At 41.9% G+C, this 23,033-nt stretch carries 15 protein-coding genes; 7 read left to right on the plus strand and 8 right to left on the minus strand.

Translation table 11 applies throughout. From position 1 onward, the window contains the following. Window positions 1-40: 40 nt before the first annotated feature. Window positions 41-601, minus strand: a complete 561-nt coding sequence (locus GSF13_RS16190) for a TIGR00645 family protein (RefSeq protein WP_010605024.1) — start codon at window positions 599-601, stop codon at window positions 41-43. Window positions 602-774: 173 nt separating this feature from the next. Between GSF13_RS16190 and GSF13_RS16195 the strand changes: the two genes are divergently transcribed. Then, a complete protein-coding gene (locus GSF13_RS16195) occupies window positions 775-1,017 on the plus strand; it encodes a hypothetical protein (protein WP_010373953.1) in 243 nt (80 codons plus the stop codon). Window positions 1,018-1,225: 208 nt separating this feature from the next. Here the strand turns inward: GSF13_RS16195 and topA are convergent, their stop codons facing one another. Continuing rightward, window positions 1,226-3,871: a type I DNA topoisomerase gene (gene topA / locus GSF13_RS16200; protein ID WP_010373951.1), complete on the minus strand. Its 2,646-nt coding sequence runs from the start codon at window positions 3,869-3,871 to the stop codon at window positions 1,226-1,228. A 252-nt stretch (window positions 3,872-4,123) separates the two neighbouring features. Beyond that, window positions 4,124-7,117: a hypothetical protein gene (locus GSF13_RS16205; RefSeq protein ID WP_206470962.1), complete on the minus strand. Its 2,994-nt coding sequence runs from the start codon at window positions 7,115-7,117 to the stop codon at window positions 4,124-4,126. A gap of 171 nt (window positions 7,118-7,288) precedes the next feature. On the opposite strand from GSF13_RS16205, the gene GSF13_RS16210 reads away from it, so the two are divergent. Beyond that, on the plus strand, window positions 7,289-8,623 hold the full coding sequence (locus tag GSF13_RS16210) for a dicarboxylate/amino acid:cation symporter (protein ID WP_174168722.1): 1,335 nt from the start codon (window positions 7,289-7,291) through the stop codon (window positions 8,621-8,623). A gap of 311 nt (window positions 8,624-8,934) precedes the next feature. On the opposite strand, the gene GSF13_RS16215 is transcribed toward GSF13_RS16210, so the two are convergent. The 3 genes from GSF13_RS16215 to GSF13_RS16225 form a co-directional block, all read right to left on the minus strand. Beyond that, entirely contained in the window at window positions 8,935-11,601 is a 2,667-nt protein-coding gene (locus tag GSF13_RS16215) for a TonB-dependent receptor (protein ID WP_102056978.1), read from the minus strand. A 316-nt stretch (window positions 11,602-11,917) separates the two neighbouring features. Then, on the minus strand, window positions 11,918-12,568 hold the full coding sequence (locus GSF13_RS16220) for a DUF2987 domain-containing protein (protein WP_211866289.1): 651 nt from the start codon (window positions 12,566-12,568) through the stop codon (window positions 11,918-11,920). Continuing rightward, complete coding sequence (locus tag GSF13_RS16225) at window positions 12,558-13,379, minus strand: glucosaminidase domain-containing protein (RefSeq protein WP_130164279.1); 822 nt, start codon at window positions 13,377-13,379, stop codon at window positions 12,558-12,560. The genes GSF13_RS16220 and GSF13_RS16225 overlap by 11 nt, the downstream gene beginning before the upstream one ends. A 255-nt stretch (window positions 13,380-13,634) precedes the next feature. Between GSF13_RS16225 and GSF13_RS16230 the strand changes: the two genes are divergently transcribed. Both GSF13_RS16230 and GSF13_RS16235 read left to right on the plus strand, forming a co-directional pair. Continuing rightward, window positions 13,635-14,930: an anti-phage deoxyguanosine triphosphatase gene (locus GSF13_RS16230; RefSeq protein WP_174168719.1), complete on the plus strand. Its 1,296-nt coding sequence runs from the start codon at window positions 13,635-13,637 to the stop codon at window positions 14,928-14,930. A gap of 143 nt (window positions 14,931-15,073) precedes the next feature. Then, a complete protein-coding gene (locus tag GSF13_RS16235; protein WP_211866291.1) occupies window positions 15,074-16,732 on the plus strand; it encodes a hypothetical protein in 1,659 nt (552 codons plus the stop codon). 8 nt (window positions 16,733-16,740) lie between these two features. On the opposite strand, the gene GSF13_RS16240 is transcribed toward GSF13_RS16235, so the two are convergent. Both GSF13_RS16240 and GSF13_RS16245 read right to left on the minus strand, forming a co-directional pair. Then, window positions 16,741-18,129, minus strand: a complete 1,389-nt coding sequence (locus GSF13_RS16240; protein ID WP_010605033.1) for a HAMP domain-containing sensor histidine kinase — start codon at window positions 18,127-18,129, stop codon at window positions 16,741-16,743. Then, the gene (locus GSF13_RS16245; protein WP_010605034.1) at window positions 18,126-18,803 is read right to left on the minus strand and encodes a response regulator transcription factor; all 678 of its coding nucleotides are present in this window, start codon (window positions 18,801-18,803) and stop codon (window positions 18,126-18,128) included. The genes GSF13_RS16240 and GSF13_RS16245 overlap by 4 nt, the downstream gene beginning before the upstream one ends. A 162-nt stretch (window positions 18,804-18,965) precedes the next feature. Between GSF13_RS16245 and GSF13_RS16250 the strand changes: the two genes are divergently transcribed. The 3 genes from GSF13_RS16250 (at window position 18,966) to GSF13_RS16260 (ending at window position 22,998) form a co-directional block, all read left to right on the plus strand. Then, complete coding sequence (locus tag GSF13_RS16250; protein WP_227387051.1) at window positions 18,966-20,909, plus strand: LTA synthase family protein; 1,944 nt, start codon at window positions 18,966-18,968, stop codon at window positions 20,907-20,909. A gap of 75 nt (window positions 20,910-20,984) precedes the next feature. Next, window positions 20,985-22,628 carry a phosphoethanolamine--lipid A transferase gene (locus GSF13_RS16255; protein WP_211866293.1) on the plus strand — a complete coding sequence of 548 codons (1,644 nt, stop codon included), beginning with the start codon at window positions 20,985-20,987 and terminating at the stop codon, window positions 22,626-22,628. Then, window positions 22,618-22,998 carry a diacylglycerol kinase gene (locus GSF13_RS16260; RefSeq protein WP_010605037.1) on the plus strand — a complete coding sequence of 127 codons (381 nt, stop codon included), beginning with the start codon at window positions 22,618-22,620 and terminating at the stop codon, window positions 22,996-22,998. The genes GSF13_RS16255 and GSF13_RS16260 overlap by 11 nt, the downstream gene beginning before the upstream one ends. The last annotated feature ends 35 nt before the right edge of the window (window positions 22,999-23,033 follow it).

Genomic DNA, 23,033 nt, shown 5'->3' on the forward strand with positions numbered 1-23,033 from the left:
GTGAGCATAAGTCGATTATCACTCTTTTTATCCGCTATATTTAATGGGAGTGGGTTCGACTATTAATAAAGTCGGTAACCGAAAACAACACCCCAGAGATCACGAAAGTAATATGTATGCCTACTTTCCAAGCAAGCTGCTCACTGGTTAAGTCTTGAGAATGGATAAAGACTTTGAGTAGTTCTACCGCAGATATTGCTACGATGGCACTGATCAATTTGATTTTAAGGCCCGAGAAGCCAACCTTTCCCATCCAAGTCGGCTTATCTTCTTGGGGCTCAACATTGAGCTTAGAAACGAAATTCTCGTAGCCACTAAAAATAATAATGATCAACAACCCGGCCAGTAAAGCCGTATCAACCAATGTTAAGATACCAATGAGTAACTCTTGGTTTGTCGCCGTCAGCGCACTGATGGTCATCACATAAAGCTGTTTAAAGAACTTAAGTAACAACAACACAATCGCGAGCAGTAGGCCAACAAAGAAAGGCGCTAACAGCCATCTTCCTTTAAATAAGGTTCTTTCTAAGAGATATTCATAACGATTAAATTGCTCATTCGCAGACTTAGTTTCTTGCTCCATGTTTTTGATTTTCACCATGTTTAGTTAGTTTTACTTAACCTTTAAATGTAGCATCAACGCTTGTATTTCTCACCATTTATTAATGTAAATTTGAATCAATTTTCTGCTCTTAAGGAGAAAATTAATTCGTTTTCCTTATTTTAAATTTTGCTTTAAAACATGCTTGTTCTTTCAACTAACAGGTAACACGAATGAAAACCTTAGTTTCATCATTAATCGCTCTATCTCTTTTTGCTTGTGTACAAGTACAAGCGGATGAAGAGTTACCAGTCGCGCCTGCAGATTTGGTTCAAGAGTTAACTCAAATGTGCCTTGATTGGGCAAAAGATGATGATGTACAAGCATCTGAGATGAAAAAATATGTTTTGAATTGCGTTAACGACGAGCTAGAGGCAACTGGCTATCAAAAAGTCAAAGACGTAAACATTAAATAACACCATTTGTTTTAAGTAAATGAGTTATTTCACCCTTCAAATTGCTTGGAGAATTAGTGTAATTGGTATAATACCAGTTCGCTTAATTAAGTGATGGCATTCATGATGAAAAGGCCGCTCAATACGTTGAACGGCCTTTTGTTTTTAATAACATTTTGGACAAAATATCCATAGCATCCGAAGACGCTTATCGATGTTTGGCTAGCTGTTAAGCTTTCTTTTTCTTGGTAGTTTTCTCTTCTTCTACCCATTTACCATTACTATACGTCGCTTTCCAACCCGTCGCTTTACCATCCACTTCTGTCATCACATATTGTGTCTTGGTTTTTCTAGAGTAACGAACAATCGCAGGATTACCATCCGAGTCTTGCTCAGGCGCATCAGCCAGATAATAGAATTTAGGTGAAATTCTATCTCTAAAGCGTTTTAGCTCAGATACCTTAGGAGCACGTGTTTCACGTGACTTCGGGAATGTGTGCGCCGCTAAGAAAATACCTGAAGCGCCATCTCGAAGCACAAAATGCGCGTCCGATTTTTCGCATTCTAGTTCCGGTAGCGGAACTGGATCTTCTTTCGGTGGCGCAGCTTCACCGTTTTTCAATAGTTTACGTGTATTTTTACAATCTTCATTCGTACAACCAAAATACTTACCAAAACGGCCGGATTTAAGCTGCATATCCGAGCCACACTTGTCACACTCAATCAGTGGTCCATCGTAGCCCTTGATCTTAAATGCACCTGTCTCAATGACATAGCCCTTACATGCAGGATTATTACCGCATACATGGAGTTTTTTCGTTTCATCAATAAGATATGAATCCATTGCTGTTTCGCAAATTGGGCAACGTTTCATATGACGAAGTGATTCAGCTTCCGCCTCTTCATCCGCATCCGCGGCAACTGCTTCATCACCTGACACGAGATTAATTGTCGTAGTACAGCGCTCTTTTGGCGGTAAGTTATAGCCTGTACAGCCAAGGAATACCCCAGTAGAAGCAGTACGAATACCCATCTTACGTGAACATGTAGGACAATCTATGTCTGTTTCGACCATCACATTTTGTCGCATGCCGCCTTCACTTTCATCACCAGCTGCAATTTCTAGCTGGTTAGAAAAGTCGGCGTAAAACTTATCAAGTACCTGCGTCCATAAGCGTTCACCTTCTGCGATATCATCAAGGCGACCTTCCATTTTGGCGGTAAAGTCAAAGTCCATTAAATCGTTAAAATTCTCAACGAGTCTGTCAGTAACGATCTCGCCCATTTTTTCAGCGTAAAAACGGCGGTTTTCAACTCGGACATAACCACGGTCCTGAATCGTCGAAATGATAGCAGCATAGGTAGATGGACGACCAATACCACGCTTTTCTAATTCCTTAACTAAGCTTGCTTCGCTGAAACGTGCTGGTGGTTTAGTAAAGTGCTGTTTAGGATCAATCGCAATAAGATCAAGCTTATCGCCAACTGAAACACTTGGAAGCGCCTGCTCTTCTTCATTCTTCTTACGGACTGCCGGTTGTACACGTGTCCAACCATCAAAACGTAGCACACGCCCTTTCGCTTTTAATGTGTAATCTTCCGCGGCGACGGTCAGCGTCGTTAGGTCGTACTCTGCTGGCATCATTTGACACGCCACAAACTGACGCCAAATAAGCTCATAGAGCTTCTTAGCATCTGCCTCTACGCCGTCTAAATGACCGGATAAGATTGTCACATCAGAAGGACGAATTGCCTCGTGCGCTTCTTGTGCGTTGCCTTTTGCGGAATAACGCAGCGGTGCTTCTGGTAAATACTTACTACCAAATTCACTATCGATATAGCCACGACACATTTCTAACGCGTCATTTGATAAATTCGTCGAGTCTGTACGCATATAGGTGATGTAACCCGCCTCGTATAGACGCTGCGCTAACATCATGGTTTTCTTTACGCCATAGCCTAAACGAGTACTTGCCGCTTGCTGCATTGTCGAGGTAATAAATGGTGCACTTGGCTTACTCTTACTTGGCTTTTCTTCAACCTTGACTACTTCGTAAGCACTGTTTTCAAGCACTTGTACGGCTGTATCAGCTTGCGCTTTATTTACTGGCTTAAATGCTTCGCCTTTAAACTTAGTAACCGCTAGGCGAATATCATCTTTTGTTGCTTTAACATCAGCGTGAATATCCCAAAACTCTTCTGGAATAAACGCTTTAATCTCACGCTCTCGTTCAACAAGTAATCTCACAGCAACAGATTGTACACGACCTGCCGATAACCCTCTTGCTACTTTTTGCCAAAGCAGCGGGGACACCATAAAGCCAACAACACGGTCAAGGAATCGTCTTGCCTGCTGCGCATATACCATGTCGGTGTTAAGGTCGCCAGGTGCCTCAAACGCTTGAGTTATCGCGTTTTTGGTGATCTCGTTAAAGACCACACGCTTATACTTGCTCTCATCGCCACCGATAATCTGCTCAAGGTGCCAAGCTATGGCCTCCCCTTCTCTATCCAAATCGGTTGCGAGATAGATATGGTCAGCATCTTCAGCAAGCTTTTGTAGTTCTTGAACTACTTTTTCTTTACCCGGCAAAATTTCGTAATGCGGTTCCCAACCCTTCTCAGGATCAATCCCCATCCTCGCAACTAAATTTGCATAATCTTTTTGCTTTTTATATTGCGCTTTTTCTTCAGGTGACATTTTACGTACTTCAGCTGGCGACTTAGTTGCCAAGCCTTTCGTTTTACCTGCCCCTGAGGTAGGAAGATCTCGAACATGACCTACACTGGATTTAACAATGTAATCCTTGCCGAGGTATTTATTGATTGTTTTTGCCTTCGCGGGAGACTCTACAATTACTAGCGATTTGCCCATAGCTGCCTATTTTTGACCGATTCTGTCTGATGTTTTGCCCTTACTTGGGCGTTAAATTACTTATAGGTATATCTACAAACACCTATTGTTACAAGCTAAAAATACTAACTTTTCCCTGATCACCGAATTATTATCCAATTTGTGTACAATATTCAGCCAATTTAGGGACGCATTCATATATATAAGGTTAAGGCACGGGAATATAAAGGAATAGAAACAAAAATGCCAACCCGAAAGTTGGCATTTATCATTTTATCCAGCGTCAATGACGGTTAATGGTACACTTTGAACCAAACCATCATCGTCATCACCTAATCCTTTAAAAGTAAACTTAATCGTCAACTCACCCAAAGTTTTATTATTAGGCTCGGTTTCACGAGTCAGAAATGCAGAATAGACCAATGGTTTATCGGTTCCTGTATTTCCTAATACTTCGGTTTGAGTTCCAGATGCAAGTTCACCATTGGTGGTTGCTATTTCTACTTCTGTTTTCGCAGGTAAGGGATTACCGTTAATATCCGTGACGAAGATAGAAACTCTAACGTTACTTATTTGATCGTCAATTGTATCGTCATCTATCTCAGGAGCAGATAAATTGATTGTTTGAACATCACAATATTGAGCGTCATCGGATTCTTCAAGGTCTAAGATAACTACAGTATTTCCATTGTCAACGCGAGTAACGTCTTGGCATTGATCAAGTTGATTTGCTGCCAGTCCCATACTTTGTGCATCCGATTTTCTAACTGCGAATCGTACATAAGCAGTGTCGTCAGACATAATTAGTTCAAAATTTCTAAAGACGTTAACCAACTCACGGTTACACTGATTTTGCGCTAAAGCAGCCTCAGAGCAAAGTAAGCCGTTATATTTACCATCTCCTGGAACACCATCACCATTAGCGTCATAATCAAAGATGCCATTGTTATTTGCGTCTATCCACCAATCATCATGGCCACCATTTTTCGTATTCACCGGTGTGCAAGGACCGGTAGTTGGTGACGCGTCACAATCTTCTTTGTCAAACCGTCCGTTTTCATTGGTATCCAAAATAGCTTCTGTGAGATCAAACTCCTGGCGATATTCACCAACATCAAACAAACCATTTCTACGCTGAACACCATCACTGGACTCTTCGTCTCTATAGCTTTCTTGACCTTTAACAAATGCAAGTACGCCTACCCTGCCACCCATTACGACTCGCTCATCAGCATAGGGATCAGTTCCTGTGCTAGGCGCATTTTTTTGACGCTTTAATCCATTGATACAAGGTGCTGGTCTATTAAAATAAGGATCACAATTCCAGTTTTCAGGAATGTTCGCAACCGTACCTTTTTTTCTTGGCGCAATATCATTGATCCTATTGCCCCATTTAGGGTCAGAAAATGGACGCTCACCTTGGCTACGCCACACCACCGAACAGGTTGCCTTATTTGTTCTGCAATCATAGGTATCAGGTGATTCTAAACTACCGATAGCTCCAGCTTCTGCGATGACGGTTGCCGCTACACCATCGGCATTGAAGTGATTGAATTGATCACCAAAGAACAACGTGATATTTGTTGTGACTCCGCTGTAACTGTATGAATTTGAATTAATTATATCTGGAGCCGCGTCAAAGGTATCTTGATCAGTAACGCCAGAACTCAAAATAAGCTGTGATGAGACGCTAAAAATTTGCTCACTTAATGGGATTGTGTGCATAACTCCCGTAGGACAGCGAGCGTCGTCGTTTGATGCATCTGCATCATTACATGCTTTGGCGATATCCGTCCAACAAGTAATCGCATCACCCTCAGGTAAATTCACGTAAGATTCTTCTGGGATATAACATGCACTAACAACAAGCGGGCCAGGTACAATGCCAGACTTAACCGTTGTTCTTACAATACCATTTGCATTGGTGTTTCCCGTAATTTGCGTAATTGAGGCAAGGCCTTGCTCATCAGACAATCTAAAGTCGACTCGTGCTCGTGGAATTGCAAGGTTGTCTTCATCTACCAGTTTAAAGCTCACAACAGATTGGGTTGGTAAACCGCCTTCGCCAGGGGGTAAAGCAATAAACTGATTAAACCCATCTTCCTCAGGTAAAAATTGTACCGCTTGTGCAAGTGCACTATCCACTTCAATAATCGTTTCTTGATTTATTGGAGAGCTGCCGTTTTGGATAGTAACAGAAATCCTATCTTCACCTTGACAACCTTTAGCACGGTATGTCGAGCGGGCAATACCATTGGAGGTATTTACCGTTTCATCTAATTCCGCCAACGCGGGAGTTGCCGAGGCACATGCCGAGCTAAATGCAACAGCAACTGCACTGTTGATTAATACCCCATTCTGATCTCTTAGTGTCACGGTGATAACCGTACTGCCACCAGCTGAAAGTTTTTGCTGTACACCACTGCTATCAACTAAACCATTATCAACCGTGACATTTAGCTGAGCAACACCAACACTAAAGTTGATTGACTTAGTTACATCCACATAATTAGGCGAATTTACTGTGACAGTACCTGCACCACCTTGGTTTCCAGGTTTAAGATTCAAAATTGCGATACCAAAAGTATCCGTCAATGCTGTGTCTGGAGAGATTGTCCCTAGCGTTGTTTCTGCACCAATAAGCACATTTGCAATGCCATCACCAGTCTGGCTGGATGTCATTTTAATGAAGATCTCAGCTGTCTCGTTTGACGACACTCGATTGACACGACTACATCCAGCAGCTATAGGATCTATCATAGCCTGATCGCGGTTATCATCCCAGCCCGCTGGGCACTTACTTAACAACATAACCTCAAGTTTCGCTGACGCGGTTACATTACCGTCATCACCACCACCTTGAGAGGTAAAATCAAACGTTTGTGAGACTGTATTGCTGCCATTTGTATAAGTAGCGGTAAGACGACCCGCACCAACAACGTTGGTCGCTTGTAACGTAATTGTTGCTTCACCCGCGTCATTAGTTAAAACTGAACCAGAACTCGGCTCCATGGTTGCAAAATCATCGCTTTCAAAAACCACTCGACTGTTTGCTAACGCACTACCATTTTTCGTCAACGTAGCGGTTACTTTCAAAGGAGTATCGGATGACACGCTATTAGCGCCACCTTCTCCAGCGAGCGTAATCGCATAGGTACCATCGCTACCATCACCATTATCTGTATCTTTTTGAATACTGCCGCCGCCACCGCACGCGGTCAGTAAGAATGCTAGCATCAGTATGCTAAAATAGCGCATCAAGGGCATTCACCTATCTCCCTAGCTAAGTTAATTTTATTATTGTTCAATAGTAACCCAATTTTATCGATAAAATCACAATTTTTTATTAGATTAGGTAGATTTTCTGTCGTGAAATGCTGTTCATCTGCGCCAAGCCTGTTAAGCTTTAGCAGTTTTAAGATACATAGTGTTAGGGCAATGTCAGAAAATAAAAAAATGGGCCTAACGGCGCGCATTATGATAGGCATGGTGTTGGGGGTTGTACTAGGCCTCACCCTTCAAGCCATCCTAGGTAAGAATAAAGAAATACTTATTCCTTTAGGTCTCTTTGACCTCCCCATTAAAGGTTTCTTCGTTGACGGTTTATTCCACATCGGTGGGCAGATCTTCATTGCAAGCTTAAAAATGCTTGTTGTTCCTTTAGTGTTTATTTCCCTTGTATGTGGCACATGTAGCCTTAGTGACCCAAAAAAATTGGGCCGCTTGGGTGGTAAGTCCATTGGTTTGTATCTCATTACAACAGCAATCGCAATCACGGTAGCGATTACGCTCGCACTACTTATTGCACCGGGTGGTGGCGTTGAAATTCCAAACAGCGCGTCATTTGACGCAAAGCAAGCGCCGACACTTGTGCAAGTCATAATCAACATGTTCCCGACCAATCCAATTGACGCGATGGCCAACGGTAACATGCTTCAAATCATCGTCTTTGCGCTACTATTTGGCATCGCTATGGCGCTCAGCGGCGATGCTGGTGCTCGCCTAGCAACTGTATTTGAAGACCTAAATACAGTGGTGCTTAAGCTAGTCACTTTATTGATGAATGTCGCTCCATATGGCGTATTTTGTTTAATGGCTAAGTTGTTTACAACGATCGACATGGGGTTAATCGCCGAGCTCGGCAAATACTTTATGGTAGTGTTGGCAGCTCTGCTAATTCATGCATTCATTAACTATTCAATTTTATTCAAGCTGTTAACAGGCTTGAGCCCTATTATCTTCCTAAAGAAGATGAAAGACGCATGTATGTTTGCCTTTAGTACGTCAAGCTCAAGTGCAACTATGCCCGTAACACTGGAGACCGCGACTAAGAAACTAGGTGCGCATAACTCAGTTGCCTCTTTTACGATCCCTCTGGGTGCAACCATTAATATGGATGGCACGGCTATCATGCAAGGTGTTGCAACGGTCTTCATCGCTCAGGTATTTGGCGTAGACCTCACCATCAATGACTATCTCATGGTTATCTTGACTGCGACTCTTGCCTCAGTTGGTACGGCAGGCGTGCCTGGTGTTGGCTTGATCATGCTTGCAATGGTGCTTAACCAAGTTGGATTGCCTGTTGAAGGTATCGCGCTTATCATTGGTGTAGACAGACTATTAGATATGACAAGAACAGCAGTTAACGTAACAGGTGACTGTATGGTAACTTGTGCTGTGGCCAAATCTGAAAACGAATTTGATATCGATGTTTTCAACGACCCTGATGCAGCAAAAGAACTAGAAGAAACCACTTCTAAAGCAAAAGCGTAAATATCAATAACGCAGCTAACTATAAATAGCTGCGTTATTTTCCTCAACTAGCCAACTCAATACTCCTCTCTGCGACATATCAGCTATCCATACCCTTTTCTTCATTGTCACTTTTTCCTAGGTACAGAATAAGATTAAGCAGAAGATTCTCCGTGCCTATGCATAATGAGTACTTTAGTTATTGCAGGATTTGGACATGGAGTTACCGGTAAGCCTTTCCATCTCAAAGCTAGGCCACTTAATTAAGCGAATTGGTATAAGAAAAAACCGCGCTATAAAGCGCGGCTTTCATCTTAATAAACGTTAACGAATTAGAATTGGTATGCAAACTTCACATATGCTTGACGACCAAGGATACTGTGCGTTTTATTGTCAATTCCCATTGACTCTGAAGGAGCAAGCGGCGCTTCTTCATTGAACAAGTTAGATGCACCAAGCGTTACTGTCAGCTTTTCTACGCCAATATAACTGACACTTGTATCTACAGTAGTCCATGAATCAATCTCATATTTATTGCCATCACTGTCAGCAAGATCTTTATAAGAATCAACATAGTTTACGCTGATATTTGCAAGCCAATCGTTTTTAGCCCAGTCCATACCCGCTGTCCAGCGGAACTGCGGATGCTGATACTCTCCATTGAGATCTTCAGCAACATTGAATGTGTTACCTTGTTCGTCACTTTCAAACGACTGTTCTTCAAAGTTAAGCGCGTAAGTTAAGTTGTAATTGAACTTAAACTCACCCATTTCACGAGTAGTTAATGCATAGGCTAAGTTAACATCGAAACCGTCTGTTTCACGACCACCAATGTTAACAAAGGTGTCGTTAATGGAGAGAATACGACCAAGTGTGCTACCTTGATTAGGCGCACGAACTACCAGATTAGGATCGGTACCACAACAATCAACTAACTTCTGTGCTCCAATTTTCTTGATGAGATCTTCCTGATCATAATTCCAGTAATCTACACCGATACTAAAGTCATCAGTTGCTTGCCACACTACACCTAAATTGTAGTTTTCTGACTCTTCTGGTTGTAGGTTTTTGTTACCAGACACAATCGCAGTGTATTCATACGGGCTACAATCATCATCAGCACCCGTTTGGCGACAACGTTCACGGTCTATCACGCTTGGTGATTCGTCTGTTCTACCAAGATGTAGCTGAACAAGAGAAGGCGCTCTGAATGCTGTCCCCCAAGAACCACGAACCACTAAACTATCAAGCGGTGACCAACGGAATGCTACTTTTGGATCTGTTGTAGTTCCAAAGTCGCTATAGTCTTCATAACGCAAAGCTAATTGTAGCTCTAGTGTATCTAGCACTGGTACGCTAAATTCTGCGAATATCGCAGTATTATCGCGATCTCCGTTAGCTTGCGTTGCTTCTGTACCAAAGATTTCGCCTCTGATGTATTGACTATCCGGGTTATCTTCAATTTTCTCGTAGCGATGTTCAAAACCAAACGCTGCGGCAACGTAGCCGGCTTCCAATTCAAATAATTCGCCCGAGATAGTACCATCTAGTGACTGCATGGTTGATGCACCATAACGCGTAGTGGTAGTTTCAAAAAACGCCAAACCGGCTTCTGTATTAGTGCTTGGTTCAAATGGGTTCCATAAACCTTCATCAATCGCTTGCTGCGCTCTTAGCTTGTTAGGGAAACCATCAAAGCCTTTTTCAACTGCACTTGAACGAATAGCAGAGTACGCAACTTCCCAAGACCACGCGTTCCACTCACCACGTGCTCCAAGGACAGCACGATAGTATTCTGAATCGACATCTTTTTTACGGTTGCCGATATCAACCGTTCGACGACGCATTGAAATATCTACACCATGTAAGAAGTGGTCTGGATCGTTAAATAATGGGTGGTTTGGGTTATCACCATCCATAAATAGTTCTGTAAAGCTCGGGCTACCTGCACCTTGAATGAAGGTTGAAGAGTGCTGCGCCGAGATTTCGGCAAAACCTTCAATACCATCGATGATTTCTTGTACGCCATTGTAGTTAAAGCTAATACGTTCCGTCGACGGAATAGCAGTCATGTACGGTGCATAATCGTAGCGACAGATATCACCAATATCTAAAGCAGGGTCGCATTTGTCATTCCCCCATACGTCCGTAAAGATAGTCTGCCTTACCTGAGTGCCATCATCTTCAACACGAACGACTGGTAATCCTGCCCACTGTTCGTCTGTTAGCATGCTTCTCATCACCTCAACGCTGCCGGGAATACCTGCAGAGCTTAATGAATTGTTACCACCGCGAAAACGTTGATCAGCAGAAGCTGTGTAGTCACGATCGGCATAAGTTAGGTGACCGCGTTTGAAATAATCGAGTGAGAAATTATGATGGCCATTTTGCGTTGACGATCCCCAAAGAAGAGTAAAGTTCTGTTCTTCAGCCCCACCATCGGCGGTGTTAGATAATTTACCGGCGACCTCGAAACCGTCTATATCGTCACGTAAAATAATATTAATAACCCCTGCGACCGCATCAGAACCATAAGTTGCAGAAGCACCGTCTTTTAAAATATCAATACGTTTAACTGATGAAACAGGAATGGTATTTAAGTCCACAAATGATGTTTCTATATCTTTTGCAAACGGGCTCACGGCAACACGACGACCATTAATAAGAACAAGCGTAGATGATGCTCCTAATCCCCTTAATGCAACACTTGAACCGCCATTTGCGGTGTCATCGCTGGAGTTACCTTGTGTACTAAAAGTACCAGTACCCGACACAGGCAGCTTTTGTAACGCCCCAATAAGGTCGGTAGATCCCGTTGAAGCTAGGTCAGCAGCTGACAAGCTTTGAATTGGTGACGGACCTTCTAAGTCTGTTCTTTTAATGTGAGAGCCTGTCACTTCAATACGTTCAACTTGCGTCGTCTCTTCCGCCTTAACTTGTTGATTCATGCCGATTAATACGGCAATTGAGAGCGCACTGAGTGGTAATTTATAGGTCATCCTGTTTCCCCTTAAGTTAATAATTACACTGTAGTTTTTTTAATAATCCAGCCATTATTAGCATACCAAAGCAACTTTAACAATGCATTTATTTAACATTAAGTTTCCATTTTGGGGGTCTAATAGCAGAAATTCGCGACGAAAGAATATCGTTATTTATCAGTATGAATTATTGTTGAAATTGGGATTACAGGGAGGAGAAGCGTTTTACAAACAGCTTCAAAAAGTTGATAAGACGCCTAAAATCTTTACTGAATAAGAGCGGTTTCTTAGCCTAAAGTTTAAAGACGTCAATGATCGTGTTGTAACTACTTAACTATAATGCCAACCAAGGTTGCACTGACTTCACATTTGCAGAGTCGGCAAAGTGAGTATTGTCGTTTGACCACGCCTTCGGGACACTAATTCGACAGACTTGCGACTCACACTTCACTGTAACATCTGTGACGTTTTGACTTCTGCCAAAGGTCACGATGACTCCCTGTTGCTCAGGCAGCAAAAATGACAGTAAGTTTTTAATAAAAAAGCCAGAGAGATCAGCCAGTAGCTCTTCAAATTCCTGTTGCATTTTATAAAGGTCAGCTTTGCGCAAAGATGTCGTGTTAAATAACTCAGCTTCAATCTGCATTTTTAGCTGGCAGTCCGAGCTTTCGCCCTTCGTTTCAATTACCACTTTAGCTTTGTCTTTGTCCAATTCTTTGTCAAATGGTAGCAATAATTGCGCTTCATCGGTGTACGACAATGGAAAGCTCGCTTCCTCGGTCACAATATTACCCGCCGTGATTTTACACGCCTGCATGCTAAGTGTATCGACAAGGTAAAATCCCACACGTGCAAACTCAAACTCGCCTTTATTTACCACTTTCAGTCTGTCGTAAAAGCTGTCGTATGCAAAGGTGACCGTTTTAGCGGACGCTATCGCACTCCAAAGTGTCATTATCAGGACAAGTACAATCTTACTCTTCATCAAAATACGCTCGGTTATGCCTTATCATATCGTTAAGTTCGTTCACGTAGTCCTCACCACGCTCTGAATAACTCAAAAGACCACTGGTTAATACTGTCGCGTCAATCGGCGCTTTTTGAGCTCGCAGCTCTGCTCGTACCGAACGCAACTCCCTGTATGCATCATTGGTGTTAATATTTCTAAAGTACGACTTGACCGCGGCTCTTACCGACTGAAATGCTCTAACTTCGTGATCGGCCGCATCTTCTCGCCGCTTCGGCACCATACCGCAGCCTTTGGTGTAACACCATTGACCAAAAAAGTTTAACCCAATTCGTGCAAACCGTGACGTACCCCAAGCAGATTCATTAGCAGCCTGCATCAGCGCCAGCTCTTTAGGAATAATATCCACTCGGCGCAATGCTCTTTTGAGCGAAGATTCATTAATGGCTTCACCTTTTAAATCATACTTTGTGAAAATCATCGCAATCTTTTCTATTTGTTTGCGTGTTAGGGTTTCATCAAATTGCACCATCATCAGAGCGATTTCAAGCGTTGCCCGTTGCTCTAAGATCTGTTTATTTTCGGCTTCTACGTGCGGTTTAATAAAGTCGAAAAACGCCGTTTTCTTTTCCTTAATGTCACGAATATCTGAGAAATTGGGTAGCTTTACGCTATGGAGTGGCTTTTCCGGCACCTTAGGTACAACCTCTGCACCCGTACCCTCTTGATCTAAAGTAGAATCTTGAGAACTTTCATCTTGGATAAAAGGATAAATTAACGCCCAAATGGTCACTAGGGCAACAATGAGTTTAATCAGTTTAGCTTGCATACTTCTCCTCGCAGCGGCGGTGTTCTGGAAACGGAGTCTCTTTCCTTAAGTCTCTAAGAACTTTTATCAAGCCCACTCTGTAACAGAATTATTCTGTTACTATAGTTTGATAGAGCGTTGATAAATTACGCCAAAATAACAGTATTCAAAAATAGCGGCTGATAATATCAAAAGCCGCAATTAAACGCGAATTTTCGTTCAGTTATCGTACATAGTTTAGACGAGTTTAAGATATAAAGAAAAAGGAACAGAAGTATGACGTCTAACGCTTGGCAGCAGCGTCTGCTATCACAGCAAAAAAACCGCCCTAACGACAATCGTTCAGCATGGCAAATAGACCGTTCTAGGATCATACATGCCGCGGCTTTTAGACGCTTGCAAGCCAAAACCCAAATTATGGCAATCGGCGTTAACGACTTTTATCGGACTCGCCTAACTCACTCTTTGGAAGTATCGCAAATAGGCAGCGGTCTACTGCGCCATTTAAGAAAACAACACCCTGAGTTTGAACACTTTCCTTCGACTAGTCTTATTGAAACTTTATGTCTAGCGCATGATATCGGCCACCCGCCCTTTGGCCATGGAGGAGAAATAGCGCTTAATTACCTTATGCGTGATCACGGAGGGTTTGAAGGAAACGCTCAAACCTTGCGCATTGTCACCAAATTGGAACCATACACTAAAGGTTATGGCATGAACTTAACACGCCGTACCTTACTAGGTTTTATTAAATATCCTGCATTAATCGACACACTTTGGTATCACCAACCAACGCAAACACAAAGTCGAAAATACATTTTATCTAGTGATTGGCTGCCAGCAAAAGGTATTTATCAATGCGACCAATCGGTATTTGATTGGATCCTCTCGCCATTTTCTCAAAACGACCAAATAAAGCTGCAAGAAACCGAGGTAAAAGACACCTTCCGTCGCAAGACAAAGTTTAAATCGTTAGATTGCGCCATTATGGAATATGCCGATGATATCGCCTATGCAGTTCATGATTTAGAAGATGCGATAGCTACCGAGACCCTTAACGAGGCAGCATGGCATGATTTTGCTCTGCCTGAATTGCAAAAGTTAGACTCACCTTGGTTAAAGCAAAACTTACCGCGCGTAAGCGAGAGTTTATTTTCAGAAGATGAATCTAATCGAAAAGATACCATAGGTGAACTCGTCAACCTGTTTATTGTGCATTGTAAACTCAGCGTTCAAGACTCAGATTTTGACTCCGCCCTACTTCATTTTACCGTTGAGATGGCACCCGAATTTCAGGAAATCCTGCAAGTATTAAAAGTGTTCGTATATCAAAGATTAATTCGTGAACCTAAAATGCAGCAAATTGAGTTTAGTGGTCAAAACCTGCTTATTGATTTATTTGAAGTTTTTGCCAGTGACCCGATGCGATTGTTGCCGTATACAACCCAAACATTGTACCAGCAAGCAACCGATGAAACGCAGCAAATGCGCGTGTTAGCGGACTATCTTGGTGGCATGTCTGATGAGTATGCACGAAAAACGCATCGACGCTTATTTACCGGGGAACTGTAAACTCTGCTCGAAGAGGTAAAAATTAATCATGAAAAATTCGCATACATTGGCGATTAACTCATTCTTTAATTTTTCTTAAGCCTTTCTTAAGTATTGGCATATATGTTTTCAACGTAGCTTGATATTTTTCAGTTGGAGCATATATGCCAGCCAAAACCGTTGCGGTATTCGTGTTAGTCACTTCAATCACTCCTGCGTTTGCTGGTGACCCATTTAGCATCGACTCCCTTTGCAATAATAACGCTGAACATAGTACTAAAATGGCGCGACAGACGGATAAAGCAAGTCAAGAGAAAAACATCAAGATTGAGTCTATCGAAATAAACTCAAACCCTATTTTTAATCCGGACGACCCAGAAACGACCTCTTTCCATGACTTCGTAAACTGGCTGCATATAGAAACCCGAGATGCGACTATCGCTTCTCAACTCCCTTTTCAGGCTGGTGACCTAGTCAGCGAGGCCGATATTTTAGAGGCTGAGCGGATCTTGCGTGCTAAAAAATACATCAGAGAGGCGAAAATTAACTATGCCAAACCATGCAGCAGTGCCGAGCCACAGAAAATATCAGTGCAAACGTGGGACACCTGGAGTTTGCTGCCCAGTGTAAACTTTGGCCGAAGTAGTGGAAACAATAAGTTAAGTTTGGGGTTTAAAGAGGAAAACTTGTTAGGGTATGGCGTTAGGGCATCCGTAAAATACAAATCTGACCATGAACGTTCCGGTTACCATACCGTGTTGCAAATGCCTGCGCCATGGCAACCACATGCCATGATAACGGTGCAAGCAGATGATTATGATGACGGTCAAATATTTATGACTGACATTTATCAACCTTTCTATCAGCGCTCCAGCTCTTTGTTATATAGAGCTTATATTAATGCACAAGACCAAACGACTTCTATCTATCATAACGGTCAAACAGAAAGTCAGTTTCGATATAATGGTACATCTGCGCAGTTTGCTTATGGCCGTTTATGGCAGCAAACCAACACCACCACACTTAGGTGGATAGCTGGTGTCGATTACCAAGATGTCAGCTATGACGAGCCAAACTTAGCCATAAGGGATAACCTTTATGACTTCAAATTGTTAGCGCCTTGGATAAGTCTTCAATATATCGAAGATAATTATATCGTGCTGCAGGACGTAGACTTAATCAATCACAGTGAAGATTTCAACCTCGGATGGTCACTTGCGGCCAAAACAGGTATTGATACCGAAGCGGATGGAGTTGGCTCAATTTGGGAGTTTTCAGCCAATAAAGCATGGCTATTTAATGATGATGTCTTATACCGATTTAAAGCATCAACCAATGCCCAAATCGGCACGCAGCAAGGTGATAGAGTATGGTCTACTCTCGCTGCAAAGGTAAATTATCGCTGGAGCGATAGTTTTGCTTTTTATGCTGATGCCATTGCTGCGTGGCAAAACAAGGAATTTGCCGAGCGTCCTCTTGCACTCGGTGGAGAAGAAGGGATCCGTGGCTTCCCACAAAGCTATCAACAAGGTACGCAAACGGTCAAATCTTCATTCGAGCTCCGTATGTACCCTAACATTAATATTTATCAGCTTGTTGATTTAGGATTCGTTGGCTTTGTTGATATGGGAAAAGCATCCGGGAATATACAACATCCTAATATAAGCAATAAAATGCTAGGTAGTGTAGGGCTCGGAGTTCGTTTATATTCCGCCCGTTCAAGTAATGAAAACGTAGTGCATATAGACTTTACTAAACCATTAAGTAACTACCCTGAAGTTGACAGCTGGGAACTTGGTTTATCAGTGGAAACTCGCTTTTAAATAGCGCTTCAAAGGGTAAATGTAAAGGTGATGGTGCTCGCTTCCAACGCAACAGTGAGTTCCGCGTCAATGGCTTCAGCAAAGGCCCTAGCAATAGGCAAGCCCAAGCCAAAGCAATCATTCGCGCTTCTCGATTGGTCGCTTTGCCATAGTGGTTCAAATAATTGTGCTAAATTCACGTTTTCGAGCTCGCCAGAAACCTGATTGCTCACTCGAACATTTATCCCATTTGTCGCCCCCTTTTCAACAACGATAAGTGCTTCAGAACCCAGTACTCGGTGGCGCTTGGCATTTTTCAGTAAGTTACCAATGATGCTCTCGACTGCCATTAAGTTGGTCTGAATTGGACATTCGGAGCAAGTTGTCTGAATCTCAACATTATCAAATGCTATCTCACCAATCGAACGGTTGATGACTTGCAATACATCAACAACATCGTCTTTAGGTAGCTTTATCTGCTCGTATTTATGTAACAACATGACGTTGGTGACGATGTTTTTCATCCGCTGACTTATTCTTAATACTTCTGGCACAAAGTCATCCGCCAGTTCATTGTCTTCCGGGAAGCGTGAAATAACTTCCGCCAAATTAATAAGCTCCGTAATGGGCGTTTTTAATTCATGCGAAATATCTGAGGTTAGGCGCTTTTCTCGCAAGTACAATTGTCTGTTTTCAACAATAAAACGGTTTAGGCTTTGCTCAACGGGTAATAGCTCAGAGACAGGCTTTTCTAATATTATGGTGTCTGAATCTTTAGAGAAATTTAGTTTGGCTATCTGAGCGTTCATGCTATTCAACGGCGCGAGACCAACATCGACCGTTTTGCGCACAAAGACACGAATAAACACCACAACACATACAATAGTCACGATAAAAACGATATCAATGAGCCAAAGAATAAAGTCCAATCCCTCCGACGAGGCCGCATAGGCAATAACAAGTTCGTCGTCAAAAGATTTTTTTTCCCCTTTTAGGGTATGGATCTGCGGAATAAAACGGGTATATATGATCCGTCCCGCACGACCATCTGGCAGGGTTTCATTTACCACTTTGCTCTCGCCAAGTGATAACGACAAATAAGGTAACTCGTGTTGCGAAAAAAGATCTAAGCTGTCAGAGCGTGCAAAAACTCGGTCGTTCAACCAGATTTGATAATATTCGGGCTCGATATTGCCAGTAAATTCAGGTAAAAACTCACCGGAAAAGTGCAGTTCAAGATGATCTTCATCTTCAGAGACTAACGTCATCAGCATGCCAACTTTTGTATGCATCGCTTTGTCGAATTGTGAGTCAATCCAAGAGTCCACAGCCAAATCTGTAGCGAGTAAAATGGCGACTACAACACCTGTGATGGTAATTGATAATGTGCTAACTAAGTTCCCTCGGATCGACTTCATGGTAGTTGCTCAACATAATATCCAAACCCGCGTTTAGTTTTAACTGGCAAGCATTGACCCAGCGCTTTGACCTTTTTACGTAGCGAAGAAAGGTGAGCTTCGATGGCATTTTTCGACACGCTATCGAAATTGCCGGTAATATAAGTGCTTAATTTTTCTGGTGTAATAATCTTATTTTGATTAGTAAACAAACATTCCAAAATTTTATACTCATTGGGTGTTAAGTCTATTTGCTGCCCTGAAATTAACGCCGACTTTAGCTGCAAGTCAATGGTCAAAAAGCCATGCACGATTTCATCACCATCTTGTTTAAATGCCCCTCTTCTCATTAGCGTTAATAGCCGTGCATGCAGCTCATCAAACGAAAAGGGCTTGGCGAGATAGTCGTCTGCACCACTTAATAAACCCAGCACTCGGTCTTCAGGTTGTGACTTTGCTGACAACACCAACACTCGAGTGTCATTCTTCTGCTGTCTTAGCGCTTTAAGCACACTTATGCCATCCAAACTGGGCAACATAATATCTAAAATAATTACATCATAGTGATCCATCAGCGCCATACTCAAACCGCTAGAACCATCCGCCGTATCATCTACCGTAAAACCCAGTTTAGAGAGCCCTAAGGTTAAGCTGCGACGCAAGGACTCAGAATCTTCAATCAGTAACACATTCATAAATAAACCTTTGGCTAGTGCTTAATATCACATAGCTTAGTTGCTCAAACTTAAGATTCGCTAAAGAGAACTTCAACTTTCATCAATTCCGAAGGATTTCCTAAGCTTTTCTTAAGTTTCGTCGGATAGTCTTGTGATAAACGCAACTATTCTTAACATTCTATGAACAAAGTACACTTTTCAACTCCTTATGCACAACCTTTCATGGTGTTTTTCCTTTCCTTGTTGATGATTTTGACGCTTAGCCGTTTAGGACTATCGACTTGGATGTTAGAGAGAATGGCAGGCTCTGATCCTTTAACCTTTGTGATATCAGGCCTACGAGTTGATTTGAGTACTATCGCATATCTCGCGATACCACTCTTATTGTTAATGGTCACGCACTATTTTATGCCCAAGCCACTGAAGCCTTTACTTACTGCGCTAGTAACGGGGTATATTGCGTTGGGTATTGTATTTGTCCTACTACTCGAAGCTGCAACTCCTGCATTTATTTTGCAATACGACATCAGACCAAACCGTTTATTTATTGAATATCTGATTTACCCCAAAGAAGTCATTTCAATGTTGTTGAGTGGTCACTTGGGCACAGTGATATTGACCCTACTTTTATGTACTTTGGCTTTAATAACCACCTTGAGATATTTTCCTCGCATTAGCAACGATGCGCCATCAAAGCGGAATATGGCTATCTCTACTTTTTGTAGTCTTATCTGTTTAGCGCTATTAGCAAGAGGCACTCTGGGTCATAGACCACTTAACCCTGCTACCGTCTATTTCTCACAAGATGCATTGGTTAATTCGCTGACCATCAACTCAGCTTATAGTGTTGCGTTCGCAGCAAAAAATATGGGCAGCGAAAGAAGTGCCAGTGCGCTTTATGGTTCGCTATCCAAAGAAAAGGTTTTTGATACAGTAAGAAAAGCAAGTTACAAACAAGGTTTTATCTCAAATACACTTCCTACCCTAGCCACTAATCCGGCATATCATCAGGGCAAAAAGAAAAACTTAGTGATTATCTTAGAGGAAAGCTTAGGCGCACGTTTTGTAAGCTCGCTAGGGGGAGCAAACCTAACCCCAGAGTTAGATAAACTGTATCAAGAAGGCTGGGGGCTGGAGAACCTCTACGCAACGGGCACCCGTTCGGTTCGCGGAATTGAAGCCGTGATCACCGGCTTTATACCCTCACCATCACGCTCCGTCGTTAAGCTTTCAAAGTCTCAGCAACAGTTTTGTACGTTGGCGGATATTTTAGCCAAAGAAAACTATACCACACAGTTTATTTACGGTGGCGAAAGCCACTTCGATAACATGAAAAGCTTCTTCTTAGGAAATGGCTTTCAACGTATCGTTGACTTTGATGATATTGAAAACCCAGAATTTGTTGCGTCTTGGGGCGCCAGCGACGAAGATCTGTTTAATCAAGCGGATAAAGAACTAACTCAGCTGAGTGAAGAAGAAAAGCCATTTTTTAGTTTGATCTTTACATCTAGCAATCACGACCCGTTTGAAATTCCTGACGGAAAAGTAATGTTACCAACAAATCATAAAAGTGATAAACCTGCGCGAGATCTCGCTATCAAGTACGCCGACTATGCACTCGGAAAGTTTATTGATAAGGCCAAGCAAAGTCGTTATTGGCAAGATACTATCTTTTTAGTCGTTGCAGATCATGATGTCAGGGTGTATGGATCCGAGCCCGTCCCTATTAAGTCTTTTCATATTCCAGCCGTTATTTTGAATTCAGACTTTAATCAGAAACAAGATAAAAGATTGGTCAGTCAAATTGATTTACCTGTCACTTTGCTTTCTTTAATAGGGGTTGAACGCCCAACGCCTATGCTTGGTTTTGACTTAACCAAACAATATCCAGTGCAAAGAGCGATGATGCAATATTACGATAATTTTGCCTACATTGAAGATGACAAAGCCGCCATTTTGATGCCAGGCAACAAAGTGAGTTATTGGCAATATGACACGGCGACTAAGATGCAAAAACCATTGCTGAATACAGTGCACACCATTGATTTTAAAGAAAAAGCACTATCTCATGTATTATTTAGTAATTTGGCCTATCAGGAGCAAATTTATCGATTAAAAGAGTAAAGCATAAGGTTCTCTTAAGTATTTCTATAGAAAATAAAGATAACTTAGTTTTTATTTTCTCGTCAGGAGTTAGATATGTTTAAATTTTTAAAACATATCTCCCCATCAGGCTATACCAGCCTGATGGTTCTCGCCACACTTTATTGTACCATTGCTTTTAATAGCCTATTTATTATCAAAGTCTTTAATGTTTCTACAATACAGGAGTGGTCCGATTGGCTATTTTTAGCGTCTGTCCCTATTCTTTTGTTTTTCCTGACACTGTTACTATTTAGTTGGTTTTCTTTAATCACCTTTGTACGGCCTTTTTTATTTATCACCATTGTGCTATCCAGTGTGTTGCTATACGCATCAATAAACTACGGCGTCATATTTGATAAAAGCATGATGCAAAACGTTATTGAAACAGACACGGGGGAAGCATTTTCATATTTAAATATAAACCTAGTTATTTTCGTACTAACCCTGGGTTTAACCCCTGCTTATTTAATGACAAAAAACAAAATAAAACAGCCACTAAAGCAAAGGCTAAAATCCTTTATACTCATTAATTTTGTTTCAATTACCTTCATCTCTTTGATAGCCTTTAGCTTTTATCAAAACTATGCCTCCGTTGGTAGAAACAATAAAGAAGTCGCAAGCTATATCACGCCATTTTCATTTTATATTGCAGGATATAAATACCTGAGAGATAACTATTTTTATCCTCCATTACCATTTCGATTACTAGATAAAACACCTGCTTTAGCTTCCAAGTCAGGTGCTAATATTACCGTTGTCGTTGTTGGTGAAACTGCACGTGCAAGCAACTTTTCACATGGAGGCTATAAAATAGATACTAACGAATACACTAAACAGGACGGCATCAAATATTTCAGTAACATGTCATCTTGTGGCACAGCGACAGCAATTTCAGTACCCTGTATGTTTTCACGGCTAGATAGAGCACATTACAATAGCCGTCTTGCTCAGAGCCAAGATAACGTGCTTGATGTGATCCACAGGGCTGGCGCCGAAGTGTTTTGGATAGACAATAATAGTAGTTGTAAAGGTGTATGTAATCGGGTTGAGAATTATCGGATTGATACTAACAAGGATAACCCGCTGTGCGACGGTAAGTATTGCTTTGATGAGGTACTAATCCCATCACTTATGACTACCATAAACAACGCGCAAACAAGCAATATTGTTGTTGTCTTACATATGATTGGCTCGCATGGCCCAACTTATTACCGCCGCTACCCTAAAACGCAGCAAAAATTCCTCCCAGATTGCCAGCGTAGCGATATCCAAAATTGTACGCCTCAAGAATTAGTGAACACCTATGACAATACCATCGCTTACACAGATTTAGTGTTGCACAAAATCATTACACAACTGTCTTCGTTAGACGCAGAAACAGTCAACATGCTCTATGTTTCCGATCATGGCGAATCACTTGGTGAAACCGGATTATATTTACATGGCTTTCCATATCGTCTAGCACCTAAAGAGCAAACCCAGATCCCGATGATTTATTGGAGTAATCGCCTAACAAATAAAAGCTACAGTGGTTGCATTGACGCTGTAAAACAGCAACCCCTTTCTCATGACAATATCTACGATACGTTAATTGGCTTAACCCAAGTTAATTCGAAAACCTATCAGTCCAAAAATGACATATTCGCAACCTGTCGAACTCAATTACTCGCAACTAATGGAGAAACTAATGCATTTTGATAACACCAATAAGCCAACTGGAGCAAAACGACTATTGCTGGCGCTTGGACACTCATTTAGAGCGTTTAATTGGCTCACAAAAAATGAATCCGCCTTTCGGCAAGAGCTTATTCTACTGCTGGTTACTATCATTTTGCTGTTTACACTTGAACTTTCACTCTATGAGCGCGTTATGTTGTTTTGTGCAACGCTGTTTGTGATGTTTGCTGAGATAGTGAATACCGCTATTGAAGCAACAATTGATAGAGTCGGTTTAGAAATCCATCCACTGTCGGGGCTTGCCAAGGACTTGGGCTCTGCAGGCGTATTGATCGCACTTATCGTTTTTATCTGCATCTGGGGCAGCTGTTTATATCAAAACCTCTACTAGCAATTAATGGCCAATGATGCTTATGTTTGGATGAG

This window comes from Pseudoalteromonas sp. M8, from assembly GCF_018141365.1.
Lineage (GTDB): Bacteria > Pseudomonadota > Gammaproteobacteria > Enterobacterales > Alteromonadaceae > Pseudoalteromonas.